Below are 23,936 nucleotides of genomic sequence, written 5' to 3' on the forward strand. Positions count from 1 at the left end.
TATAGAATTAGAAAAACTTGGCATTCGCTAATTCCTTTCTGCGAATGCCTTAGTTTTTATCATATTAGCAGAAACTTAATCATTATTTCAATTTTACTTTAACATTTCCTACTAGCTAAAAAAAGTCCTTTACGAATGCAAAGGACTTTCTCATTATTAGAACATTATTTAATTTCAGCTAACCATGCAGCCATATCGCCAGCCTTGTCAGCAGGAACTAAACCTGGAGGCATTGAACCTTTACCATTTGTAACAATATCAGCAATTTCATCCTTCGATAGACGATCACCGACTCCTGTTAATGCAGGGCCAACTCCGCCTTGATATTGGTCACCGTGGCATCCGATACAGCTTTTTTTATAAATCTCCTCAGGGCTTGCTGCTACCGTTTCTTCTTGTTTCTCGCCCTTACCTTCTTTTTCAGCAGCGAGTTGTTCCGCATCACCAAGTCCTTTGAAGGAAATCAGGAACATTGCAACAATACCTAAGGCAAAAATTAAGATATACGGCATTACTGGATTTTTCATGTTTTAACCTCCCTTATGTAAGAAAATTTCATTTTTATTAAGTATTTATACAAACAATCTCTATTCTACTTCAAAATAGGAAGAAGGAAAAGCCCTAAAGCAAATTTTGTCAAATCATTTTCGGAATTTAGACAAAAACTCCATCCTCATAGATGGAGTTTTGTTCGCTTTCGATTTGTCTAGCTACATCGCCTAGAGGCTCGCCGATTAAGACGCCACGTCCTGTGGCAAAATCGGCACTAGGACTTCCTGCCCATCGGAGGTCATAAGCCAAATCTGCCAAGAAGGTTAAAGTACAACCTTCTCGACAGCCCATCTTATGCTTGTCACCTCTGACCAAGGCGCTTCCGCTTTTCGATTTGTCTAGCTCCAGCGCCTAGAGGCTCGAGGTCATAAGCCAGTCTGCCAAGAAGGTTAAAGTACAACCTTCTCGGCAGCCCATCTTATGCTTGTCGCCTCTGACCAAGGCGTTTCCGCTTTTCGATTTGTCTAGCTTCAGCGCCTAGAGGCTCGAGGTCATAAGCCAGTCTGCCAAGAAGGTTAAAGAACAACCTTCTCGTCAGCCCGTCTTATGCTTGTCGCCTCTGATCAAGGCGCTTCCGCTTTTCGATTTAACAGCCAATTTGACGTGCGATTACCATTCTTTGTATTTCAGATGTTCCTTCTCCGATTTCTGTTAATTTACCATCTCTCATATACCGCTCTACATGGTAATCCTTCATGTAGCCGTATCCTCCATGGATTTGCACTGCTTGATCCGTGATCTCCATGCAAATCTCTGATGCATACAATTTACACATTGATGCTTCCTTTGAAAAAGGTCTGCCTTGGTCTTTTAACCATGCTGCTTTGTACACCATATTTCTTGCAAGCTCTATTTTCATTGCCATGTCAGCAAGCTTAAATTGAATAGCCTGAAACTGGGCCAGCGTCCGACCAAATTGCTGTCTTTCCTTTGCATATTGCAATGATTTTTCATATGCTGCCTGAGCAATTCCAACAGCCATCGCCCCAATTCCAATTCTTCCGCCATCTAGAGTTATTAAAAATTGCTTAAAGCCTTCCCCTTTTTTGCCGAGCAAGTGCTCAGTCGAAACGCGAACGTCTTCAAGTACTAGTTCCGTTGTATTAGATGCATTCAACCCCATTTTTTCGTAATTATCCATTACTTTGAAGCCTTTTGTATCCGTTGGCACTATAATCGCACTTATTTCCTTCTTACCTTCCTTTTCTCCAGTAACGGCCGTTAAAGCTAGATGCTTAGCAAAGCTAGCATTTGTAATAAAACACTTATTGCCATTAATAATATATTCCCCATCTTTTTCTACAGCAGTTGTTTTAGTTCCTCCTGCATCTGAACCAGCGCTCGGCTCTGTCAGACCAAATGCTCCCAAGGTTTCGCCCGTACAAATAGGCACTAAATATTTTTGTTTTTGTTCTTCTGTTCCGAATAAATATAGTGGGGCTCCACCTAGTGAAATATGGGCAGAATAGGTTATACCTGTTGAGCCACATGCCCGGCTTAATTCCTCAGTTACAATTGCAAAGCTTACTGTATCTGCACCTGAACCGCCATATTCTTCAGGAAAAGGCAATCCCATTAATCCAAGATCTGCCATTTTCTTAAATACTTCTTCTGGAAATTTCTTTGTCCTATCTCTTTCAAGTGCTCCGGGAGCTACTTCTTCATCTGCAAATTCTCGTATCGTTTTTAAAATCATTTCCTGCTCATTTGTTAAATCAAAATTCATCTTCATCCCCCTCTTGAAGCTGATTTGTATACGCTTTCATTTATATTATAAAAGAGAAGGGATAATTTTCACAACATTTAAAAATTTTTAAAAATATATTATTATTTAAATATAAAGATAACTATTAATATAAATCCTAAAATACCTGAAATGCTAAAGGAAGGAAGCTTTAGTTTCCATCCTGTAATCATCCATATGATGCAATTTATAATTAGGTTAAAATACAGTAATAATGGACTATCAGGGTAGACACTTGAAAAAAATTCAACAGATGCTAATAATATTATTAATGCTGCTACAAAAAGAGGAATTTGCAGTAAGATTCCTTTTCTAAAAAAGTAAAATGTGAATAAAATTGCAGTAAAAACAAATAAAAGGGAAAAGGTCATTTGCAAAATAATAGACAATTCAGTAAAATGGATTAAAAACACGGACAATGGAATAAGAAGTAAAAAAAGGTAATGATTTTCCCAAAAAAAATTTTTATTTTTACCTGAACCTTCCATTTCCTCCTGTTGATTTCCTTCTGTGTATAAAGCTAAAAGATAGTCACAATATTGTTCTGGAAGCAATCGATTTTTTTTCCAATTGACAATTTCGTTAACGATGATCTTTTTTCTTGTTTCATTCATTTTTGCTTCACGTCCATTCTGGAAGTTAAAGATATTATGTAATTTCTTGAAAATAAAAAATAGTTTACCTCCATTGTAAGAAGTAAACTATTTTCTGACAATCATTTTCTATTCTAAAAAGTCTTTTAGGCGCTTGCTTCTGCTTGGATGTCTTAATTTGCGCAATGCTTTCGCTTCGATTTGACGAATACGCTCGCGAGTTACACCAAAGACTTTACCGACTTCCTCCAAAGTCCTTGTGCGGCCATCATCAAGTCCAAAACGAAGACGAAGGACATTTTCTTCCCGATCGGTTAAAGTATCTAAAACATCCTCTAGCTGCTCTTTAAGAAGTTCGTATGCAGCATGCTCTGATGGTGAAGTAGCATCTTGATCTTCAATAAAATCACCTAAATGGGAGTCATCTTCTTCTCCAATTGGTGTTTCTAATGAAACAGGCTCTTGTGCAATTTTTAGTATTTCTCTTACTTTATCTGGTGTTAAATCCATATCTTCCGCAATTTCTTCAGGAGTTGGTTCTCGGCCTAAATCCTGAAGTAATTGACGCTGAACTCGAATCAATTTATTAATTGTTTCTACCATATGAACCGGGATTCTTATCGTTCTTGCTTGGTCAGCTATAGCTCTTGTAATAGCCTGTCGGATCCACCATGTAGCATAGGTACTAAATTTAAAGCCTTTTCTGTAATCAAATTTTTCAACTGCTTTTATTAGTCCCATATTCCCTTCCTGAATTAAATCTAGGAAAAGCATACCTCGACCTACATATCTTTTGGCAATACTGACGACTAAACGAAGGTTTGCTTCTGCAAGGCGTCTTTTCGCTTCTTCGTCACCATCTTCAATACGTTCCGCAAGAGAAATCTCTTCTTCTGCGGAAAGAAGATCAACACGGCCTATTTCTTTTAAATACATGCGTACAGGGTCATTTATTTTTACTCCCGGTGGTACACTTAAATCGTTTAAATCAAATTCTTCTTCACCTTTTGCTAATTCCTGTACATTCGGGTCAGCATCTTCATCATTGTCACCAATAAGCTCAACACCTTGATCCCCAAGGAATTCATAAAACTCATCCATTTGATGAGAATCTAATTCAAAATGAGACAATTTTTCTGCAATATCATCATAGGCTAAAACACCTGTCTTTTTCCCAGCTTCAGTTATTTGTTCTTTTACTTGATCTAGGGTCAATTCTGAATCAACTTCTTTTGATCGAGCTGATTTTTCAGCCATATGGCCCCCTCCTTCCAAAGTCACGACAATCCTTACATAATTAACTATCTATAGAGACTTGCGCAATTGAATTATTTCCATTGCGATTAAGGCTGCCTCCGCAAAATCACTTCGCCGTTCCGCTTCCTTCTGTTCAATCATTTTTTCTTTTATCTTTAACATTTTTGGATAATTAAACACCTGTTTAAGATAATCACTTAATTCTTGCTCGCTAATTTCTTCGTTTATACTCATCATTTCAATATCAGCAACAACCCGTTTAAGCTTTTCATCATTAATATAATTGATAAAAGCACTCGGATCAGGTGAATGCCCATTTTCATAATAACCTAATAAGTAAGTAATAATTGCTTGATGTTCATCAATATTAAAAGTGTTACCCTGTAGCAAATCTTGCACTTTAAAAGCAATATCGCTGTTTTGTAGCATATGTGCAATAAGCCTTCTTTCAGCTGTATAAAAAGCAGGATTAAGCTGCTTTGTTTGTTTCGTTAGAAGGAGCTTTTTATTTGCCGCTTTTCCACTTTCCCCTTTATTCTTCCGTCTGTCTGAAAGATAAATTTGTTTCTCTTGCTCTTTAAGAGCATCTAACGAAAGCGAAAACTCGTCTGCTAGCTGTCGCAAATAAAAGTCTTTTTCAACTGCTTTATCCAGCTTGCTAATTTCCGTTAATACTTCTTCGATATAAGAAAGCCGATCTCCTTCATGTTGCAGTTTTTTTCCCCTGCGATAGTATAATAACTTAAAAGCCATTAGTGTGACACTTGCATCAATCACCTCATGGCGGAACCTTTCTGGACCAAATTTTTTAATGTAATCATCGGGATCTAGTCCATCAGGCATTACTGCTATTCTTACAGAGCAGTCTGCATGTGATAGCATACTTGCAGCTCTAAAAGCTGCTTCAATTCCAGCATTGTCTGAATCATAGCAAATGGTGACTGACTGCACATTCCGCTTTAATACGGAAACATGATCTTCCGTTAAAGAAGTTCCCATTGTGCCAACACCGTTTTCAACTCCAGCAAGATCTGCAGATATTACATCAGCAAAGCCTTCAAAAAGTACTGCATGCTGAAATTTTTTTATTTGAGGTCTTGCTAAATGAAAATTGTATAAAATTTTACTTTTATTAAAGATTGGCGTCTCAGGACTGTTTAAATATTTGGGCTCGTCGTCCCCTAGTGATCTTCCTGAAAAGGCAATCGTATTACCACTTCGATCAAAAATAGGAAACATAATTCGATTACGAAAGCGATCAAAATAACTGCCATCTTTTTCACGTCTTATGATCAAACCTGCTTTTTCAATAATTTCTAAAGGGAATTTCCTTTTTGTTAAAAACTTGAAAACAAAATCCCATGATTGTAGAGAATAACCGATTTGAAATTTTTCAATGGATTCCATTGTAAATCCTCTTCCAAGCAAATATTCTAATGCATGCTCGCCATCTTTTGTATTTACAAGAAGATGATGGTAAAATTTACGTAATACTTCATGAGCATCAAGCATGTGTTGAATATCTGGAGAAACTTGCTTTTGTGCTGCTATTGGGGTAAGGTTATCAAGCTTTATATTACCTTTTTGAGCTAGTTTGACAGCAGCTTCTTGGAATGAATATCCTTCAAGATCCATTAAAAATGAGAAAGCATTTCCACCTGCACCACAGCCAAAACAGTGATAGATCTGCTTATCTGGTGAAACAGAAAAAGACGGTGTGTTCTCTCCATGAAAAGGGCATAGACCAAAATAATTTCGTCCTTGCTTTTTTAATTGTACATAGTCGCTAATAATATCAACAATATCGACAGCTTGCCGAATTTCATTCACTTTCTCCTCGGCGATGCGCTCTGCCATGGAAACAACTCCAATAATTAGAAAAGCGTAAGCGCCTTGCCCACCCCCGACAAGCACAAGACGAGCCTCACGGAAAGGTGTTCTTTACCTTTCTGGGAGGATTGGCTTGTGACCTCGAGGTCGACAAAAACGCGACGTCCTGTCGCATTGTCAACACTAGCACGTCCTGTACGTCGGGGGTAGGCGCTGTAGCTAGACACTCAGAAAGCTTTTCAAATAGTATTTCTATAAAAGTCAGCGTTTTCCTTCAAATTTCGACAAAATCTTGGTCAATTCCTTCACAAACCTTAAACGATCTTCCCGACTGTAAGGCTTTGGACCTTTGCCATATATCCCCCTTCGCCGCGCCTTTGAAGATAAATATCGCATATCAAGTGCGGTGTGATTTTCCTTTTCCTCGTATAAAATCCCCTTCGGAGAAAGGACATAAACTCCTTTGAGTAAAAGTGTAGATGCTAATCCAATATCTTGCGTAATAACAATATCGGAAGGTAATGCATGATTCATAATAAATAAATCAACTTTCTCTTTTCTTGAGTCAACAAATTTCCACTTAGCCACAATTAAATCATTTTTCATAGGGCATAGGAGGCAATGAATATTACTTCTACAGAATTCTTATTGTTTATTTCGACAATATTCTCCTTTACAGGACATGATTCTGCATCAATAAAATTTTAGGATTGCCTAATGTTCTAATAATTCTACATCACTCCACATATTCCTTCTTTCTAAAAACAACTTTTGACTTTAGTGTATAAACACTAAAAAGCTGTACTATGTTAGAAGGGGGTTTATGTCGAATTTTTTTCAGGTCGTGCCCTTGACTTCTCACAATAAATAGTTTATTCGTTCATACTGAACTCTAAACCTAATCTATAACATTTTTATCACAATTTTTTATTATAGTATAAAATAATTTGAATATCTATTGTTTTTATCATTTTTTATCGTTATACAATCATTTTTCTTTAACAAAAGGAAGAATTCTGAAACTTCTGATACTATTTCCCCCAAAAAGAAAAATGCACATAATTCAAATTATGTGCTAGCTTTTCGGAAAGCTTTTGTGATATTGATTTAATATTAAGTTGGCTGTTTCTTCCACTGCTTTATTTGTAACATCAATGACAGGACAATTTATTTTATTTACAATGCTTTCGAAATATTTGATTTCTTCTTTAATTCTCTCAATATTTGCGTAGCTGGCATTGTCGCTTAATCCTAAAGAAATTAGACGTTCCCTGCGAATATTATTTAGCTTCTCAGGGCTAATTTTTAATCCAAAGCATTTTTCAGGACGAACAAGATATAATTCTTCTGGAGGATCTACCTCTGGTACTAAAGGAACGTTCGCAACTTTAAGCCTTTTATGTGCCAGATATTGTGAAAGTGGGGTTTTTGATGTTCTTGATACACCGACAAGCACTATATCCGCCTTTAGTATCCCCCTTGGGTCGCGTCCATCATCATATTTTACTGCAAATTCAATCGCTTCGATTTTTTTGAAATAATCCTCATCAAGCTTTCTAACCAAGCCAGGTTCAAAAAGAGGGGTTTTTCCGTATAAATGCTGGATTTGATCCATTAACGGACCGATAATATCAAAAGCATATATTCCTTCTTTTAAAGCCTTTTCATTGATATATTGACGTATGTCTGGCTTAACAAGTGTATAAACAATCATACCTTGATCTAATTTCGCCAATGAAATAACTTCGTCAATATGCATTTTGTCTTCTACGTATGGAAAACGTTTTATCGTAACTCCATTGCCATTAAATTGACTCACTGCTGCTTTAGTAACAAGTTCTGCTGTCTCCCCTACAGAGTCAGATACTACATAGATGATTGGCTTATTTGTCATTCCTTAATACCATCTCCTCTGTTCATTTACTTAATTATCTTCTGCAAGGGCAAGAAATGCCTTTGTTAGATTTGTTTTTGTAATCCTGCCAATCACTTCAAAACCTTTTTCCGTTTTTTTCACAATTGGCAAAGCATCAATTTGTTTCTCGATCAGCTTTTTCGCGACGTCAATTACTAAGTCCTCTTTTTCACACATCGTGATATTAGGCATCCTCGTCATAATAATATTTACTGGTATGTTCGTCAATTCTTGTTTACCAATGCTCGCACGCAATAGATCTTTCCTTGATAGAACCCCAACAAGTAATGTTGCTTGATCAACAACGAATAATGTCCCTACATCCTCTAAAAACATCGTACAAATCGCATCATAAACAGATACATTCTCATGTACAACTACGGGTATAGATTGATAATTTTTTACGTACAGTTTATTTAGATTCTCTGTAAGGAGCTGTGTGCCTGATTTTCCCGTGTAAAAATACCCCACTCGTGGTCTAGCATCTAAATATCCAGCCATTGTAAGAATGGCCAAATCTGGTCTTAGAGTAGCTCGCGTTAAATTCAATCTTTCCGCAATATTTTCACCAGTAATAGGACCGTTCTCTTTTACAATCTCTAGTATTGTTTCCTGCCTTTTATTTAATTCGATCGTCCTCACCACCTTAATAGAAAAGCGCAAGCGAAAAATGACATACTATTATAGATTTATTATATACTATTTAAAATAAATGAAAAGATTTACTGTATATAAATGAGCCTGTCAATTTTAAGACAGGCTCATGATAATAATACTTTTTTTATATAGTTTAAGCAAAAATTAAGCTCACTTCACAATAATCTCGTTAACATTTGCAAATTTCCTAATAATGTGTGCGAGCATAACCATCTGGTTTAACCTATTTTCACGAACTTCTTTATTGTCAGCCATAACCATTGTATGATCAAAGTATTCATCAATTTCTTGTTTTAGAGAAATGAGCTGTTCATATGAAACGCTTTCTGAAATTTTCTCTTCCATCTTTTCGCTTATATGCACGTATTTATTATAAAGATTTTTTTCGTATTCATTTTCAAATAAATCTCTATTAATCTCTCCTGCAATCTCTGCTTTAGATGAAATATTTAAAACACGGCTTAATGCTTCCATATTTTCTTTAAAGCCGTCATCATTCTTCCTTGCTTCAAGAACTTCTGCTCTTTTTACTAGTGATGGTAAAGATCCAATTTCATTACCCAATACAGCTTCAATTAAATCATATCTCACTCGTTTTTCTTGAAGAATATGCTTTATTCTAAGCTTAAAGAATGCAACAATTTCTTTTGCAATCTCATCTTTAGATTTTTTGGTGATACCAGCTTCTTCAATTTGTATTAATGCAGATCCAATAAGCCATTCTAATTCAATTTCCCAGTCTTTATTTAAAAGTGTTTGGACAATTCCTGTTGCTTGACGTCTTAGTGCATAAGGGTCTTGGGAACCGCTTGGTATAATGCCAATTGCGAAACAGGATGCAATTGTATCCATTTTCTCCGCAATTGATAGCGCCGCTCCTACATGACTGCTAGGAGTATGATCATCCGCATTCCTTGGCATATAATGTTCGTTGATCGCCTTAGCTACTGCTTCCTTTTCACCTTTTTGCAGAGCATATTTTTCTCCCATATAGCCTTGTAATTCAGGGAACTCATATACCATATTAGTAACAAGATCGAATTTTGAAATCTCGGCAGCTCTGTCAGCAACAGTTTTATCTTCTATGCTAAAATCAAGTTTTTCAGCCATTTCATTCGTTAGCTTCCGAACACGGTTAACTTTCTCAGCTAAAGTCCCAATTTCTTCATGGTAGACGATCGTTTTTAACTTAGCAAGTGAAGATTCTATTTCCGTTTTTTGATCTTCTTTATAAAAGAAATCAGCATCTGATAGTCTTGCTCTTAATACCTTTTCATTTCCTTTTGCTACTTTTTCTAAATGTTCATGTCCTCCATTTCGTACAGTAACAAAGAAGGGTAAAAGCTTGCCATCGTGTGATTTTACAGGAAAATAGCGTTGATGCTCTTTCATTGATGTAATAAGAACTTCTTCAGGAAGTACTAAGAATTCTTCTTCAAAACGGCCGAATAGAGCAGTTGGATATTCAACAAGATTTGTAACCTCTTCTAGTAACTCCTCATCAATTGGAATAACCCAATTGTTTTCTTCTTCGATTTTAACCAACTGGGATCGAATAGCATTCTTTCTTTCTTCTGGGTTAACAATAACATATTGTCCAAGAAGAGCTTTTTCATAGTCCTTTGGCTCATTTATTTCAATTTTGCTTCCAAGGAAACGATGTCCAAGCGTCCAATTAGCGGTTTCCACCGTTGTAATTGAAAATGGCATAACCTCACTGCCATATAAAGCTAACAACCATTTGATAGGACGTATAAAGCGAAGATCCTTATCTGCCCATTTCATATTTTTTGGGAATGTCAAGCTTGTAATAATTTGTTGTAATTCAGGCAATAAAGATTTCGTTTCTTGCCCTTTAATAAATTTTTTCACATGAACATACTCAATACCATTAATCTCTTTAAAAAAGATATCTTCAACGCTAGCTCCTTGACCACGGCAGAATCCTATTGCTGCTTTTGTCCATTCCCCGTTTTCATCGACAGCTATTTTTCTAGCTGGACCTTTTGCTTCTTCATGAATGTCTTCTTGAGCTTCAACCACTCCCTCTACTAGTACCGCTAAACGACGTGGAGAGGAGAAAGCTTTAATATTCTCAAATGAAATTTTCTTTTCCATCATCCAAGCTTGGATTTTGTCTGAAAGCTGATCCATTGAATTCGTTACAAATCTTGCGGGCATTTCTTCTAAGCCAATTTCTAAAAGGAGCTCTCTTTTAGTCACGGTCCATTTCCTCCTTTGACTGTAAAATCGGGAATCCTAATTTTTCACGTTCTTCATAAAAGGTCTTTGCAATCTTTCTCGCAAGGTTTCGACAGCGACCAATATATCCTGTTCTTTCTGTTACTGATATAGCCCCTCTTGCATCTAAAAGGTTAAATACATGAGAGCATTTCAATACATAGTCATAAGCAGGATGGACTAGTCCTTCCTCCATTTGGCGATGTGCTTCTTTCTCGTAAATATTAAAGAGATTAAATAACATTTCTTGATCGGATGTTTCAAATGTATATTTTGAATGCTCGTATTCTGGCTGCAGGAATATATCTCTTACCGTAAAACCATTTGTCCATTCAAGATCAAAGACATTTTCTTTTTCCTGAATGTACGAGGCAAGACGCTCAATTCCATAAGTAATTTCAACTGACACAGGCTTACACTCGATGCCTCCAACTTGCTGGAAATAAGTAAACTGAGTAATTTCCATCCCGTCTAGCCATACTTCCCATCCTAGTCCTGCACAGCCTAGTGATGGATTTTCCCAGTTGTCCTCAACAAAACGAATATCATGCTCTAACGGATTAATACCAAGTGCTCGTAAAGAGTCTAAATACATTTCTTGAATATTATCCGGTGATGGCTTCATAATCACTTGAAATTGATGATGCTGATAAAGACGATTGGGGTTCTCACCGTAACGGCCATCCGCGGGACGACGGGACGGTTCCACATATGCCACATTCCATGGCTCTGGCCCTATTGCCCGCAGAAACGAATAAGGGCTCATCGTTCCCGCTCCTTTTTCCACATCATAGGCCTGCATTAATATACAACCGTAATCAGACCAGTGCTTTTGTAAAGTTAATATCATGTTTTGAATATTCATACAGCACACCTCTTATTAGATTTTTTTTACTAAAAACAAAAAACTCCCGTCCCTATGCATGAAGCATAGGGACGAGAGTTAACCCGCGGTTCCACCCTATTTGCTGCAATCTGAAATAGCAGCCACCTTATTAACATGTTGCTCAAGAGCGCCTTCCTTAACATTTAATTCCCTAGCTTACACTGTCCTAGGTTCGCTTTAATTAAGAGAGTTAAGTACTCTTCTCCATCCATGCAACTATTAGATTTAATAATTTGAATCTTAGACGAAACAAAAATAAATGTCAAGAAGAAATGCGCAAGCGCCTTCGGAACAATCAAAGGCAATTGTTCCTGCGATGAGAACTCGCAGGAGCATTCCTTTGTGCTCACCCCCGACAAGCATAAGACAGGCCAACAGGAAGGTTTCTCTTTAACCTTCTTGGCGGACTGGCTTATGATCTAAAACGCGACGTCCTGTCGCATTGTCGATACTAGTACGTCCTTGTACGTCGGGGGTAGGCGCTGGAGCTAGACATTTCACTAATTCGAGAAAAGTTAAACTTTATCTTTTAAAAAGGCTGTTTTCGTAAAGGTTGTTGTTTTAAATGCAATTTTTATTTAACTATCTGAGTTGATTGGAGCGGAGGGCACTTGACTCCTGCGGGAATGGAGGGAAGCGTGAGACCCCACAGGCGCAAGCGCCGAGGAGGCTCACGTCTCTCCCCGCGGAAAGCAAGTGACCGCAGCGGAAATCAACGGGCGAAATTTGAAAGCAAAAGCAACAATATATGCGAAAAGAGCCTTTAAAAAAAAAGATTTTTTTCCCCTATTAAATCATATCCCCAAACTTAGCCATTTGATTGAGGAATTTTTTCGTTTTTAAATTTAGGCCTGAATATTCATCATAATAAGCAGTTATCACTCTTTTTAACTCAGCCTTTGTTTCTGCCTTAACAGAGATATTTCCAAGACGTGATAAATCAAAAAAGTAAAAAAGCCTTAAGAGCTTCACAGTAGCAGAGGAAATTTTGAAGTGATAAGGATCTTTTTCTAAGCAACGATGGCAAAGGAGTCCTCCTTCACGAATAGAAAAAGAATAATGTCCGTCTGTACTGCCGCATATGGAGCATTGATTCAGTACGGGATAAAGGCCAAATGTGTTTAACATTTTCATTTCAAAAATGTTTACAAGAATTTCGGCATCATACCCCTCATTAATTAAATTTAATATTTGGTGAACTAATTCAAATAAATAAGGATTGGGTTTCCTATCATCAGTACCTTTATCAGTTAGATCAACAATATAGCTTGCATAGGCTGTAAGAAAAATATCTTCTCGGATCGATCGCATGGATGAAATCATTTCTCCCTGTTGCAATGTTCCTAAGCCGTTACCTCTCTGAATTAAAAAATAGCCGTATGTAAAAAGCTGGGTGACGGCTGCAAGTCGACTGTTCGGCTTTTTTGCACCGCGCGCCATCACACCAACCTTTCCCCATTCTCGGGTATAAAGAGTGACAATTTTATTAGTCTCACCATAATTTGTTGCTCTAATAATGATGCCTTCACATTTTTCAAGCACCATATCCACCATCCCTATATTAAGACAATCTATGAGATGGGAAAGTCAACTTCTGCTAGTTCTGCGTCCTGATTTCCGGGTATATCTTGAGTTTCCTTTTCTAGCTCTTTAAAGAGAAGATATGTGTCTATATTACCTGTCTGCGAAAACACTCTCCAGGTAAAATCCATCATCGAAAACCCCACCTTTCAGTTATTCAACGCAATATTCTAAATCCCAAATCCTTACCATATATCATAGCCTGTCTTTCAAATTTCATAAGAGAAAAATATTGTTAATCTTCATTATGCATAATTCTTGACTTCCGGTAATAACTTAGTTAAGGCTGGACGTTTTGGTCAATCCCCCAAAAAGGGAAAGATTAACTTTCCGATGCCATTACGCTTTTCTAATACTCATCTTCACGAAAACCGAAATCTCTAAGTTGTGACATCTTGTTGCGCCAATCTTTCTGAACTTTTACCCATAGCTCTAAAAACACTTTAGATCCGAGTAGATTTTCAATATCGATTCGTGCCCTCTGGCCAATTTCCTTTAGCATTTTTCCTTGCTTACCTATAACGATCCCTTTTTGAGAATCTCGCTCGACAATAATGGTAGCCATTACATGAACTACATCTTTATCATCACGGCGCTCCATTTTATCAATCAATACCGCAAGGGAATGAGGAATTTCTTCCCTTGTTAGATGCAGGGCTTTTTCTCTTATTAATTCTGATACGATAAATCTTTCAGGGTGATCTGTTACTTGATCAGCTGGATAGTATTGTGGCCCTTCTGGAATATATTTTTTAATCTGCTCTAATAATGTTTCAACATTATTTCCTTCAAGGGCAGAAATAGGGATAATTTCACTAAAATTATATTTTTCTTTGTAGGATTCAATAATTGTAAGCAGTTCATCTGGATGAACTTGGTCTATTTTATTAATAACAAGGAATATTGGTGTTCGAATGGACTGGAACTTTTCTAGAATAAATTCTTCCCCACGTCCATAGCCTTCTTCAGCATTAACCATGAACAGAACAACATCTACTTCTTTCAATGTATTCTGGGCGACCTTCATCATGAAATCACCTAGTTTATGCTTAGGCTTGTGAATACCAGGGGTATCAATAAAGATAAATTGAGCATCATTTGTTGTTAAAACACCTTGAACTTTATTCCTTGTCGTTTGAGGTTTATCACTCATAATTGCAATTTTCTGCCCGATTACTCGATTTAAAAACGTAGATTTTCCAACATTTGGTCTTCCGATGATTGAAATAAACCCAGATTTATGTTCTTGTGCTGTATTATTCATGCAAATCCTCCGGTGAAAAAGCTCCTGGCAGCAATTCTTCTATCGTGATTTCTTGAATATCACCTTTAAGATTCGTTAGAATAACCTTCATATCTTTCGGACATAATTCCGCAATAACCTGTCTGCAGGCACCACAAGGAGAACATGGTCGCTCTGTATCAGCTACAACTGCCATTGCTGTGTATTTCTTATCTCCTTCAGAATATGCTTTAAAAATTGCCGTACGTTCAGCACAATTACACATGCTATATGCCGCGTTTTCAATATTACATCCATGATACACTTTTCCATCTTCTGTTAAGAGAGCCGCACCTACTTTGAATTTTGAATAGGGTACGTATGCTTTTTCCCTTGCTATTTTCGCTTCTTCAATTAATTTTTCAATTTGCACAAATGGTCTTCCTTTCCTGTAAGAAGGGGGTACTTCTTTTATTTTACCTCATATTGACTTCAAAATCATCGTTTGTAGCAAAATCGTAATATAGAAAATTGAATTTTCTAAAAATATATTTTGTTTATAAATGATGCCAACCCATTTTACCAAAAATTATGGAGCAAATTCAAATGAGTAAAAAAACTGCCCTACTTTAGGGCAGTCCTAACTAATGAAAAAGATCAATAATTTTCGGCAAAAAAATAATTAACCCAATGATCACTGACATTATCGCAAAAATAAGTACAGCACCTGCAGCCATATCCTTTGCTGTTTTTGCTAAAGGGTGAAAATCCGTAGTGACAAGGTCAACAACTCTTTCAATAGCAGAATTGAGAATTTCAAGTGAAAGCATTCCTCCAATAGCCAATACAATAATTAGCCACTCGCTTACAGAAATAGATAACCATATTCCCATACATATTACGATTACTGAAAAGAAAAGATGAATTCTAAGGTTCCTTTCACACATGACAGCTTCTTTGATGCCGGTTAAGGCAAATCCAAAAGATTTAAGTAATCGATTTTTCTTAACGCTGGAGTCCGAATTCATTTAAAATATCCTTTTGGCGGGTAAACATTTCCTTTTCTTCATCAGCTGTTTCGTGATCATATCCAAGAAGATGAAGAAAACCGTGAACGGCTAAAAAACCTAACTCCCGCATATTAGAATGTCCGTATTCTTCAGCCTGCCCCCGTGCTCTTGCAACCGATATGATAATATCGCCAAGTACGCGCGGCATATCAACGCCTATAAGCTCGATCTCACCTTCACCCATTTCCTCCATCGCAAAAGAAATGACATCAGTAACACTGTCTTTATTTCGGTACTCTTTATTAATTTCTCTAATTTTTTCATTACTCACAAAAGTTAGTGAAACCTCACTATCTTCCTCAATATACTCATATTTTGCAGCAAAATTAAGAAGTTCACTTATATAAGAAATTTGCTCCGCAGATAACTCATTTGTTTCATCCAAAAAGTCAATATTTAAACTCATGCCTGTTTCACCTTCTGTTTTGTCATTTCTGGATACTCTATTCGTGAATGGAAAATACCATTTAAAGTTTCACAAAAAGAATTCTCTACTATTACTAATTCTTTTAAGGTTAAATCACATTCATTAAGCTGTCCATCTTGAAGACGATCAGCAATGATATTCCTTACGAGATCATCTATTTGATCTGGAGTTGGGTGAGACATTGAACGAACCGCAGCCTCAACACTATCAGCAATTCCAATTATGGCTGATTCTTTCGTTTGTGCTTTCGGTCCCGGATATCGATAATCTTCTTCTCGAACTTCAAGCCCACTTTGCTTCGCCTTATGATAAAAATATTTAAGTAGTGTTGTTCCATGATGTTGCTCAGCAATATCGACAATCTCCTTAGGCATTTTATGCTTCCGAAGCATTTCAGCCCCATCCGTAGCATGGGCAATGATAATATTTTTGCTAGTTTGAGGCGGAAGTCTATCATGCGGATTTTCAATATTCATTTGATTCTCTATAAAGAATTGTGGCCGTTTTGTTTTTCCAATATCATGATAATAGCAACCGACTCTTGCTAATAACCCATTTGCTCCAATTGCTTCACATGCTGATTCTGATAAATTGGCTACCATGACACTATGATGATACGTTCCAGGTGCTTCTGTTAGAATTTTTCTTAGCAGCGGATGATTTGGGCTAGTCAATTCAATTAATCTCATTGTGGAAAGAATACCAAAACCCGCTTCAAAAAACGGAAGCAAGCCTATTGCTAAGACTGCTGACAAAATGCCTGAAATAACCCCAATGATAAAATAAAATCCATATTCTATTCCATCATATTGTCCATTCCTTAAAAAAACGAGTGAAAAAATAACTATAACATTAACCACAGCTACAAACATACCTGCTTGTAATATTTTTGACCGATGATTTTGCTTTGTTAAAAAAATAATACCAGCAAGTCCGCTGCAAATGATGTAAATGCTTGAAGAAACATTAAAAGTGCCTGTAACACCTTCGTTAAAGATTATACTTCCGCATATGGACATTATGATTGTAAAAATAACTGCCATTCGCTCATTAATTAGTATTCTAATTAAGATCGATCCCATTGCTGCTGGGAAAATATAGCTAATCTCTGAATATTTAAACTCAGGAAAAAAGCTTATCCCTTTCATTATTAATATGGATAAAGTAAAAATTAAACTAAACAGCAGTAAATAGTTTTGCTTTAACTCAGACTGCATATCATTAAAATAAAAATATAAAGCTCCTAGGATTACAAGAGTAATGATTGCAAGTCCTGCAAAAGGTTGTATCGAATTGTTGTTATCCAACATTCCGATCAGCTTTAATTGCCTATATATATCCCTAGTGATTAATTGCTGCTCCTCAACAATGATTTGTCCTTGAAGAATCTTAACAGGCTCAACACTTTCAACAGCCTGCTGGCGCGCCTCTTCAGTTGCAGTCGGGTCATAAAATTCATTTTGATAAACGGCATACCTTCCCAGTTCAATAGCTGCCGACTTCAAGTTTGAATTCAGACTGGTAAATTTCAATTCTTCCTCTAGGCTTTTTTTTGCATTCTCTACACCATCTGCTGGGATTCTCTTGCTCATAACATTATTTATGGCTGTCACTGTCATATCTTTTGCAATTGAAAGTTCACCTTTAGAAGCCTGTAATAATGCAAGCAAAGATTGATCCGATATTTCCTTTGTAATATCCTCAGTAAGTTTTTCTTTCATTCGTGCTAATTTATCTGATGGTGACGGTTCTTGGATATTAAATGATCCGTTTTCAACCTCTCCCGATTGTTCTTCAGCCTTTTGCTGTTCCTCTAAATCCTCTTTAATCTCATCCTTCACTTCTATTGCAGAATCAAAAATGGAGGTGATTAGATCAACCCGATTTTGCGCTATTTCTTTTTTTACAACATATATATCTTGAACTTGATCTGCCGCTTCTTTCTTTCTTTTTTCTGTACTCGCCTTATCCTCAATGGTGATAGGGGATCTGATTGTTTGTTCAGCAACTACGAACAAATCTAAGTCTAATTTTTCCGGTTTTACATTACTGAACATAGAAAGAAACATAATGATTCCAAGTAAAATAAATAAAAGGATTCTAAAAAAAGTTAATTCCAATAACTTTTTCATTTTTGTCAAGTATTGCTGAAGCTTGTCCAATGTTCTCCCTCCTATCATCGTTTTTGGTTCATTAACACTATAATTATGTAAAATGATAACAGTTTTTCAATCAAGATGCATCCTTCTATTGAAACTTCTCTACATCAATAGATTTATAAGAGACAAAACCTAAAGAAAACCGACGGTATTACCGACGGTTTTTATTAAGTGCTTTCGCTTTTCTATTCTATCTGTCCATATGCTTGAATAATTTTTGCCACAAGAGGGTGACGTACAACATCACTTTCTTCTAAATGGACAAATGAGATACCCTTTACTCCTTGTAAAATCTCTTCCCCAACTATTAATCCAGATTTAGCTCCTTTCGGAAGATCGACCTGGGTTTTATCACCAGTGATAACCATTTTCGAGTTGAATCCAAGACGTGTTAGAAACATTTTCATTTGGGCATGTGTCGTATTTTGTGCTTCGTCTAAAATAACGAAAGCGTCATCAAGTGTTCTTCCCCTCATATATGCGAGAGGAGCAATTTCAATCGTTCCTCTTTCAATAAGCCTTTGTGTATGCTCTGCACCTAATATATCATTTAACGCATCGTACAATGGTCTTAAATAAGGATCCACCTTTTCTTTTAAATCTCCAGGTAAAAATCCAAGGCTCTCACCTGCCTCCACGGCGGGGCGAGTGAGAATAATTTTTTTCACATGACCGTTTTTCAATGCATTAACAGCCATAACAACCGCAAGATATGTTTTGCCTGTTCCTGCTGGTCCAATTCCAAATACAAGATCATTTCTTCTTATAGACCGAATGTATTGGCTTTGCCCGATTGTCTTAACTCTGATTATTTTTCCCTTTGCATTTCTAATAATTTCTTCGTCATATAGATCACTAAAGTAATCTAAAGTTCCTTTTTTTGCCATTTGAATAGCGTACATTACATCTCTTTGGTTAATATTGATTCCTTTTCTAATCACTTGCAATAATTCAGCAAGTAAAAGACCTGCCATTTCGACCAATTCTGTTTCGCCGGAAATAAAAACAGTCTCGCCCCTCGTAATGATAGTTACATTTAATTCCTGCTCGATCATTTTTATGTGTGCATCCGAATTACCAAGTAAAGAAACAGCTTCATTCGGATTTTCAAGTTGTACATTCACTGTTTTCAAGTTTTCTGTCATTCTGTATCTCCTTGAACAATTGGTTGTGCTTCTGCAATATTCTCAATAATTTGGAAATGTATTGATATAGTTACTTTATCATTGTCTACAGACTTGTGTAAAACTTTTTCGCCTTTTATTTTATCATTTTCAGATAGTTGACTTTTTATTTTGTTTCGAGCTAAAGTTTTTGCAGCTTCAAATGCTTGCTCGTGATCGTAAATTAAAGTTTCCTGTTCACTTTCTCTAATCGTCCTATCTATATACGAAATAGGGAGCTCCCACTTTAAAAAATTAATTTTCTTTTCATTCGACTCCGTCTCAAAATCCTTATATTCCACTTTTTTGAAACCCCAAACTGGAATTTCAACATTTCCTATTTTGATGAAATGCTTCCGCTTTTCATTCCCATTAAATACTTGAAAGGTTTTTTTCAGCGGAAGAGTGACATCTGTTTTATACCATGTTTCTCCATAAATTTCACCTTTAGCAGGAACTAATTCAATATTCCCTTCCTTCCCAATTTTTCCCGCAACAAGCAATTGTCCTGGTTGTACATGATCGTTGACTCTAACGACTGGTTGACCTTCTTCTACGAACATATACACAATAACTGCCTTCTTTTTTGCCACTAAATTTCTTGGACTTAAATATTCAGGTTTCTTCGGGTCGTTTTTCTCCACCACTTGAAGATGGTAGGTTGTCCCTTTTAGCTCCACACCAACCCAAGTGATTTCTTCAATATTATCCGATAGCTTTCTTTGAATTCCTTCAACATTATCTAAGAAAAACTGAAGCTTCCCCCTCTTAACACCCATTTCAGTTAATTCTTTACGAATTTTATATTCAGTTGCTGGATTTGCTCCTTTAATTTCAATTCCCCAAACCATATTGGACAATACAAAAATAACGATAATAAATGCTGTCGCACCTAAAACAAAACCAAAGTTTTTTAGCAAGCGCTTGAAAAGAAATGGAAAGCCTGTCCGTTGTAAAAATTCAATTTTGCAATCACTGTTTCTGACAGCGTTTCTAATCTGATTAACATCCTTTAGCTTCATTTTGAATATTACTGCTTCGACGCCATGCCTTTTAACCTGCCAAATATGAATCCCGTTCCGAGTAAGAGTATTAATAAAACGCTCTATTCCTTTCCCTTTGGCTTTTACTGTAACAATACCCCCAATAAATTCAATCCACAGATTCTTCATTTCCTTCCTCCTGATTTACTTTGTCACGTTCGTTTGAATATTTTCTTTATTGCTCATCACATTTAGATAAGGAGCTTATACGTAGAAAAATCCTACAGAAGGCGCTCTCCTTCTGTAAGAATGTCTATTCATTTATATATGTGACCTGATCAATTTTCCCTTCTAGCAGGATCTCCTCTGGTAATATCGTTTTTATTACAAAAGCATTTCCCTTAATCAAAAGCTGTCCCTGCTTAAGAAGTAGCCTTAATTCTTTGTCGGAAAAAGCGATTAAGCCCCGGTGGTTCTCAATATATATATGGATTTGTCCGATCATTGTAATGCGGGGTAAATCCATCATGACATCTTGAGGAAGCTCCATATTTTTTGTTATCCATTTTCGAACGAAATGTCCCCATTTTTTTGTCATAAAAAAAGAACCCCCCTTCATCTCATATGTATGAAATGATGGAAGGTTCTAGCACTTATTTTTCTTCATTTTAATAAGCCTATTTCTTGATTCTCATTGATTTATGGGGGTTTAGAGCCCTTGGAGGACCAATTATTTCTGACCATATAATGCCATCCACAAGCTGTTTTTGGCTTGGCGAAAAGGATGAACGTGCTCCTTTTTGCAATAATGAAGCTGAATGCTTTATCGGCAAACTTGGTACTGTTTGTAATCGTTCTGTGAGGGTTTCAGCCTGTTTTTTCTGCTCTGCATACTCAGCTTCAAGCGTATTAGGAGAGTGTGGCTTCTCCTGTATTGGCTTTTTCTTAAGCATCTGATCAAAAGTCTGAGCTGGTATAGGTGTTCTCTTTGAATGAATATTTTTATGCTGCTGTTGGTTATCTTTTTTCTTCTTATTAAAAAGTGAAAAGATATAACCGATTATTGCAATGATAAAAACAATTGGAAAATCAAATAAACTTTCCAAGTTGATCCCACTCCCTTCAAAAATAACAATGTATTAGGATCAAAAATTTTACATGCATGCCTTAGAGCAATTTCAGCATTGACTTGCCATTTCCTTAATTATTTTTTACCTTCATCTTTATGATCATCGTTAATTCTGCCGATAGAATCTCTCATATCCGTATCAGCTGAAATGTTTTTAATATTCATATAATCCATTACACCAATATTTCCTGTACGAAGTGCTTCAGCCATCGCAAGTGGTACTTGAGCCTCTGCCTCAACAACTTTTGCTTTCATTTCCTCTACTTTTGATTTCATTTCCTGCTCTGTGGCTACGGCCATAGCACGGCGTTCTTCTGCTTTCGCTTGTGCTATTTTTTTGTCTGCTTCAGCTTGTTCAGTTTGCAAATGTGCACCGATATTTTTGCCGATATCAACATCTGCAATATCAATAGAGAGAATTTCAAAAGCTGTTCCTGAATCTAACCCTTTTGCGAGGACAGTACGAGATATCATATCTGGATTTTCAAGAACTTTTTTATGACTTTCGGATGAACCGATTGTAGAAACAATCCCTTCACCTACACGCGCAACAACCGTTTCCTCACCTGCTCCACCAACTAGACGGTCTATATTAGCTCTAACTGTAATTCTAGCCTTCGCCTTTACTTCAATCCCATCCATTGCAACTCCTGCAATAAATGGTGTTTCAATAACATTTGGATTAACACTCATTTGAACTGCTTCAAGAACATCACGTCCTGCTAGATCGATAGCGGCACTACGTTCAAACTTTAAATCAATATTTGCACGATGTGCGGCAATTAATGCATTAACAACACGATCAACATTCCCACCAGCTAAATAATGACTCTCCAACTGATTTGTCGTTACATCAATTCCAGCCTTATGCGCTTTAATTAAAGGATTAATGACACGACTTGGAATGACACGACGAAGCCTCATACCGATCAGAGTAAAGATACTCACTTTAACACCTGCAGCTAGTGCAGATATCCACAGCATGACCGGAACAAAGGTAAATAACACACCTAAAAGAATAATAGCAAGAACAACAACAACTATTACAAGTACCGAGCCTGCTTCCAACATACTACATCCTCCTCTTTTTATTTATCTAAATTAGGTATTTCTCTTACAACAATACGGGAACCTTCTGCTTTCACAACACGAACTCTCGCATCTTTTAATATAAATCCACCTTCACTTACGACATCAATTCGTTCATCTTCAATGACAACAGTTCCCGATGGACGAAGTGCTGTCAAAGCATAGCCTTCCAATCCTATAAGCTCAAGCCTGCTTTTATTTGATACATAACCTTCTTCCGTTTTCGTTGCGTCGGTTAGAATTATTTTCTTAAATATACTCATCTTTTTACCAAACACCTTTACCATTAGTATCAATGCCAAGATAGCAACACCAATTGCAATTAAAATAGAAATTCCCATATGAATGACATTTTCTGATGCTAAAAATAAACTGCCCAAGACAGCTGCCACGCCAAGTAGCCCTGCTACTGCCCCTGGGAGGAAAAACTCTGCAATGATCAATCCAATTCCAATGATAAACAGGATAAGCGTTTCATAACCTGCCAGTCCAGCAACTAAATGTCCATAAAAGAACAATAGCAATGCTGTTAATCCCATAAATCCAGCTACTCCAAAGCCTGGTGAGTAAAGTTCAAGAACTAGTCCTAGACTTGCAATTGACAGCAAGATCGGAATCACAACAGGATGAGTAATAAATCGTGCCAGTTTTTCCGCAAAGCTCTCTTCTACTTTATGAACTTTGGCATTTTCATACCCTAGATGCTTTATTAATTCATCGATATTGTTAAATGTTCCTTCTGAGTAATTGATCTTTTTAGCCTCGTCTGCTCCTAAAGTTAACAGCTTTCCTCTTGGTGCTCCAACATTAGGCAAATGAACAGATTCATCCGCCATGGCAAGGGCATATTTCGGATCTCTGTTATTTTGTTTTGCAGCCTCTTCCATTGCTTTAAACCAATAGGATTCAACCTTCTTACCAGCAGTATTTCCTTGATGATCAATGATTGCTGCAGATCCAAAAGTTGACCCTGGAGACATATAGATTTCATCTGTATTTAAAGAAATATATGCACCTGCGGATAAAGCCTGTTTATTAACAAATGAAATCGTTTTCACATTTGTTGAGGTTAATAGTTTTCCGATTTTCCCAGCCGCATCTACAGCCCCGCCAGGAGTATCTATATCAAAAATGATAGCAGATGCTTGATCTTCCTCAGCCGACTGAATAGCTCTGTTTAAAAAGGCATATAGCCCGTTTTCTACCGTTTCGTGAATGGGCACAATATAGATGATTTCATGATCCGTATTTCCTTTAGATGGGGCACCCATCATTAAGATAAACGCAAAAAGAAATGAAAAAATAATTAATATCCTTCTAAATCTCAATCTTTCCCCCTCCCCCATTGGTTACTCTCTTTCTTATACGTATGTCTGTAAAAAAGGTTTCAATGATCTACAGCCTATTTTTTTACCAAATTTAAAAAAGACCGAAAGCA

General features: G+C 36.7%; 24 protein-coding genes and 1 other annotated feature. All 24 genes read right to left on the reverse strand.

Annotation, left to right across the window (positions count from 1 at the left end; genetic code table 11):
• Positions 1 to 164: 164 nt before the first annotated feature.
• Positions 165 to 527: a cytochrome c550 gene (cccA, locus tag FSZ17_RS16200; RefSeq protein WP_057771598.1), complete on the reverse strand. Its 363-nt coding sequence runs from the start codon at positions 525 to 527 to the stop codon at positions 165 to 167.
• A gap of 127 nt (positions 528 to 654) precedes the next feature.
• The gene (locus FSZ17_RS16205) at positions 655 to 843 is read right to left on the reverse strand and encodes a hypothetical protein (protein WP_057771599.1); all 189 of its coding nucleotides are present in this window, start codon (positions 841 to 843) and stop codon (positions 655 to 657) included.
• Positions 844 to 1,138: 295 nt separating this feature from the next.
• Entirely contained in the window at positions 1,139 to 2,278 is a 1,140-nt protein-coding gene (locus tag FSZ17_RS16210; RefSeq protein WP_057771600.1) for an acyl-CoA dehydrogenase, read from the reverse strand.
• Positions 2,279 to 2,379: 101 nt separating this feature from the next.
• Complete coding sequence (locus FSZ17_RS16215) at positions 2,380 to 2,910, reverse strand: hypothetical protein (RefSeq protein WP_057771601.1); 531 nt, start codon at positions 2,908 to 2,910, stop codon at positions 2,380 to 2,382.
• Positions 2,911 to 3,018: 108 nt separating this feature from the next.
• Positions 3,019 to 4,146: an RNA polymerase sigma factor RpoD gene (gene rpoD, locus FSZ17_RS16220; protein WP_057771602.1), complete on the reverse strand. Its 1,128-nt coding sequence runs from the start codon at positions 4,144 to 4,146 to the stop codon at positions 3,019 to 3,021.
• Positions 4,147 to 4,194: 48 nt separating this feature from the next.
• Entirely contained in the window at positions 4,195 to 6,003 is a 1,809-nt protein-coding gene (dnaG, locus tag FSZ17_RS16225; protein WP_057772332.1) for a DNA primase, read from the reverse strand.
• Between the two features lie 234 nt (positions 6,004 to 6,237).
• A complete protein-coding gene (locus FSZ17_RS16230; protein ID WP_407643412.1) occupies positions 6,238 to 6,564 on the reverse strand; it encodes a DUF188 domain-containing protein in 327 nt (108 codons plus the stop codon).
• Positions 6,565 to 7,051: 487 nt separating this feature from the next.
• Positions 7,052 to 7,870, reverse strand: coding sequence for a pyruvate, water dikinase regulatory protein (locus tag FSZ17_RS16235; protein ID WP_057771603.1), 819 nt, complete (start codon positions 7,868 to 7,870; stop codon positions 7,052 to 7,054).
• Between the two features lie 30 nt (positions 7,871 to 7,900).
• On the reverse strand, positions 7,901 to 8,536 hold the full coding sequence (locus FSZ17_RS16240) for a transcriptional regulator CcpN (protein ID WP_057772334.1): 636 nt from the start codon (positions 8,534 to 8,536) through the stop codon (positions 7,901 to 7,903).
• A gap of 162 nt (positions 8,537 to 8,698) precedes the next feature.
• Complete coding sequence (gene glyS / locus FSZ17_RS16245) at positions 8,699 to 10,771, reverse strand: glycine--tRNA ligase subunit beta (protein ID WP_057771604.1); 2,073 nt, start codon at positions 10,769 to 10,771, stop codon at positions 8,699 to 8,701.
• A complete protein-coding gene (gene glyQ, locus FSZ17_RS16250; protein ID WP_057771605.1) occupies positions 10,764 to 11,654 on the reverse strand; it encodes a glycine--tRNA ligase subunit alpha in 891 nt (296 codons plus the stop codon). The genes glyS and glyQ overlap by 8 nt, the downstream gene beginning before the upstream one ends.
• Positions 11,655 to 11,718: 64 nt before the next feature.
• Positions 11,719 to 11,895, reverse strand: a binding site (T-box leader).
• 569 nt (positions 11,896 to 12,464) lie between these two features.
• On the reverse strand, positions 12,465 to 13,217 hold the full coding sequence (recO, locus tag FSZ17_RS16255) for a DNA repair protein RecO (RefSeq protein ID WP_057772336.1): 753 nt from the start codon (positions 13,215 to 13,217) through the stop codon (positions 12,465 to 12,467).
• 29 nt (positions 13,218 to 13,246) lie between these two features.
• Positions 13,247 to 13,390 carry a YqzL family protein gene (locus tag FSZ17_RS16260; protein WP_082625241.1) on the reverse strand — a complete coding sequence of 48 codons (144 nt, stop codon included), beginning with the start codon at positions 13,388 to 13,390 and terminating at the stop codon, positions 13,247 to 13,249.
• Positions 13,391 to 13,605: 215 nt separating this feature from the next.
• Entirely contained in the window at positions 13,606 to 14,520 is a 915-nt protein-coding gene (gene era / locus FSZ17_RS16265) for a GTPase Era (RefSeq protein WP_057771606.1), read from the reverse strand.
• Positions 14,513 to 14,911, reverse strand: a complete 399-nt coding sequence (locus tag FSZ17_RS16270) for a cytidine deaminase (protein WP_228460231.1) — start codon at positions 14,909 to 14,911, stop codon at positions 14,513 to 14,515. Before FSZ17_RS16270 ends, era begins: the two co-directional genes overlap by 8 nt.
• Before the next feature lie 211 nt (positions 14,912 to 15,122).
• Positions 15,123 to 15,506 carry a diacylglycerol kinase family protein gene (locus FSZ17_RS16275; RefSeq protein ID WP_057771607.1) on the reverse strand — a complete coding sequence of 128 codons (384 nt, stop codon included), beginning with the start codon at positions 15,504 to 15,506 and terminating at the stop codon, positions 15,123 to 15,125.
• Positions 15,484 to 15,954, reverse strand: a complete 471-nt coding sequence (gene ybeY, locus FSZ17_RS16280) for an rRNA maturation RNase YbeY (RefSeq protein ID WP_057771608.1) — start codon at positions 15,952 to 15,954, stop codon at positions 15,484 to 15,486. Before ybeY ends, FSZ17_RS16275 begins: the two co-directional genes overlap by 23 nt.
• Positions 15,951 to 18,137, reverse strand: a complete 2,187-nt coding sequence (locus FSZ17_RS16285; protein ID WP_057771609.1) for an HD family phosphohydrolase — start codon at positions 18,135 to 18,137, stop codon at positions 15,951 to 15,953. The genes ybeY and FSZ17_RS16285 overlap by 4 nt, the downstream gene beginning before the upstream one ends.
• Positions 18,138 to 18,319: 182 nt before the next feature.
• Positions 18,320 to 19,279: a PhoH family protein gene (locus FSZ17_RS16290; protein ID WP_057771610.1), complete on the reverse strand. Its 960-nt coding sequence runs from the start codon at positions 19,277 to 19,279 to the stop codon at positions 18,320 to 18,322.
• The gene (gene yqfD, locus FSZ17_RS16295) at positions 19,276 to 20,469 is read right to left on the reverse strand and encodes a sporulation protein YqfD (protein WP_057771611.1); all 1,194 of its coding nucleotides are present in this window, start codon (positions 20,467 to 20,469) and stop codon (positions 19,276 to 19,278) included. Before yqfD ends, FSZ17_RS16290 begins: the two co-directional genes overlap by 4 nt.
• Positions 20,470 to 20,593: 124 nt before the next feature.
• Positions 20,594 to 20,878 (reverse strand): sporulation protein YqfC, encoded by a 285-nt coding sequence (gene yqfC, locus FSZ17_RS16300; protein WP_057771612.1) that lies wholly within the window; start codon positions 20,876 to 20,878, stop codon positions 20,594 to 20,596.
• A 79-nt stretch (positions 20,879 to 20,957) separates the two neighbouring features.
• Complete coding sequence (locus FSZ17_RS16305; protein ID WP_057771613.1) at positions 20,958 to 21,386, reverse strand: YqfB family membrane protein; 429 nt, start codon at positions 21,384 to 21,386, stop codon at positions 20,958 to 20,960.
• 98 nt (positions 21,387 to 21,484) lie between these two features.
• Positions 21,485 to 22,480 carry a flotillin-like protein FloA gene (gene floA, locus FSZ17_RS16310; RefSeq protein ID WP_057771614.1) on the reverse strand — a complete coding sequence of 332 codons (996 nt, stop codon included), beginning with the start codon at positions 22,478 to 22,480 and terminating at the stop codon, positions 21,485 to 21,487.
• 17 nt (positions 22,481 to 22,497) lie between these two features.
• Positions 22,498 to 23,844 carry an NfeD family protein gene (locus tag FSZ17_RS16315; protein WP_057771615.1) on the reverse strand — a complete coding sequence of 449 codons (1,347 nt, stop codon included), beginning with the start codon at positions 23,842 to 23,844 and terminating at the stop codon, positions 22,498 to 22,500.
• Positions 23,845 to 23,936: the final 92 nt, after the last annotated feature.

Source organism: Cytobacillus dafuensis, assembly GCF_007995155.1.
GTDB lineage: Bacteria > Bacillota > Bacilli > Bacillales > Cytobacillaceae > Cytobacillus > Cytobacillus dafuensis.

What these genes read in the sequence shown, in the direction of transcription:
- cccA (WP_057771598.1), bottom strand. Translation starts at nt 527, where the DNA reads ATGAAAAATCCAGTAATGCCGTATATCTTAATTTTTGCCTTAGGTATT.
- FSZ17_RS16205 (WP_057771599.1), bottom strand. Translation starts at nt 843, where the DNA reads ATGGGCTGTCGAGAAGGTTGTACTTTAACCTTCTTGGCAGATTTGGCT.
- FSZ17_RS16210 (WP_057771600.1), bottom strand. Translation starts at nt 2,278, where the DNA reads ATGAATTTTGATTTAACAAATGAGCAGGAAATGATTTTAAAAACGATA.
- FSZ17_RS16215 (WP_057771601.1), bottom strand. Translation starts at nt 2,910, where the DNA reads ATGAATGAAACAAGAAAAAAGATCATCGTTAACGAAATTGTCAATTGG.
- rpoD (WP_057771602.1), bottom strand. Translation starts at nt 4,146, where the DNA reads ATGGCTGAAAAATCAGCTCGATCAAAAGAAGTTGATTCAGAATTGACC.
- dnaG (WP_057772332.1), bottom strand. Translation starts at nt 6,003, where the DNA reads ATGGCAGAGCGCATCGCCGAGGAGAAAGTGAATGAAATTCGGCAAGCT.
- FSZ17_RS16235 (WP_057771603.1), bottom strand. Translation starts at nt 7,870, where the DNA reads ATGACAAATAAGCCAATCATCTATGTAGTATCTGACTCTGTAGGGGAG.
- glyQ (WP_057771605.1), bottom strand. Translation starts at nt 11,654, where the DNA reads ATGAATATTCAAAACATGATATTAACTTTACAAAAGCACTGGTCTGAT.
- FSZ17_RS16260 (WP_082625241.1), bottom strand. Translation starts at nt 13,390, where the DNA reads ATGATGGATTTTACCTGGAGAGTGTTTTCGCAGACAGGTAATATAGAC.
- era (WP_057771606.1), bottom strand. Translation starts at nt 14,520, where the DNA reads ATGAATAATACAGCACAAGAACATAAATCTGGGTTTATTTCAATCATC.
- FSZ17_RS16275 (WP_057771607.1), bottom strand. Translation starts at nt 15,506, where the DNA reads ATGAATTCGGACTCCAGCGTTAAGAAAAATCGATTACTTAAATCTTTT.
- ybeY (WP_057771608.1), bottom strand. Translation starts at nt 15,954, where the DNA reads ATGAGTTTAAATATTGACTTTTTGGATGAAACAAATGAGTTATCTGCG.
- FSZ17_RS16290 (WP_057771610.1), bottom strand. Translation starts at nt 19,279, where the DNA reads ATGACAGAAAACTTGAAAACAGTGAATGTACAACTTGAAAATCCGAAT.
- yqfD (WP_057771611.1), bottom strand. Translation starts at nt 20,469, where the DNA reads ATGAAGAATCTGTGGATTGAATTTATTGGGGGTATTGTTACAGTAAAA.
- yqfC (WP_057771612.1), bottom strand. Translation starts at nt 20,878, where the DNA reads ATGACAAAAAAATGGGGACATTTCGTTCGAAAATGGATAACAAAAAAT.
- floA (WP_057771614.1), bottom strand. Translation starts at nt 22,480, where the DNA reads ATGTTGGAAGCAGGCTCGGTACTTGTAATAGTTGTTGTTGTTCTTGCT.
- FSZ17_RS16315 (WP_057771615.1), bottom strand. Translation starts at nt 23,844, where the DNA reads ATGGGGGAGGGGGAAAGATTGAGATTTAGAAGGATATTAATTATTTTT.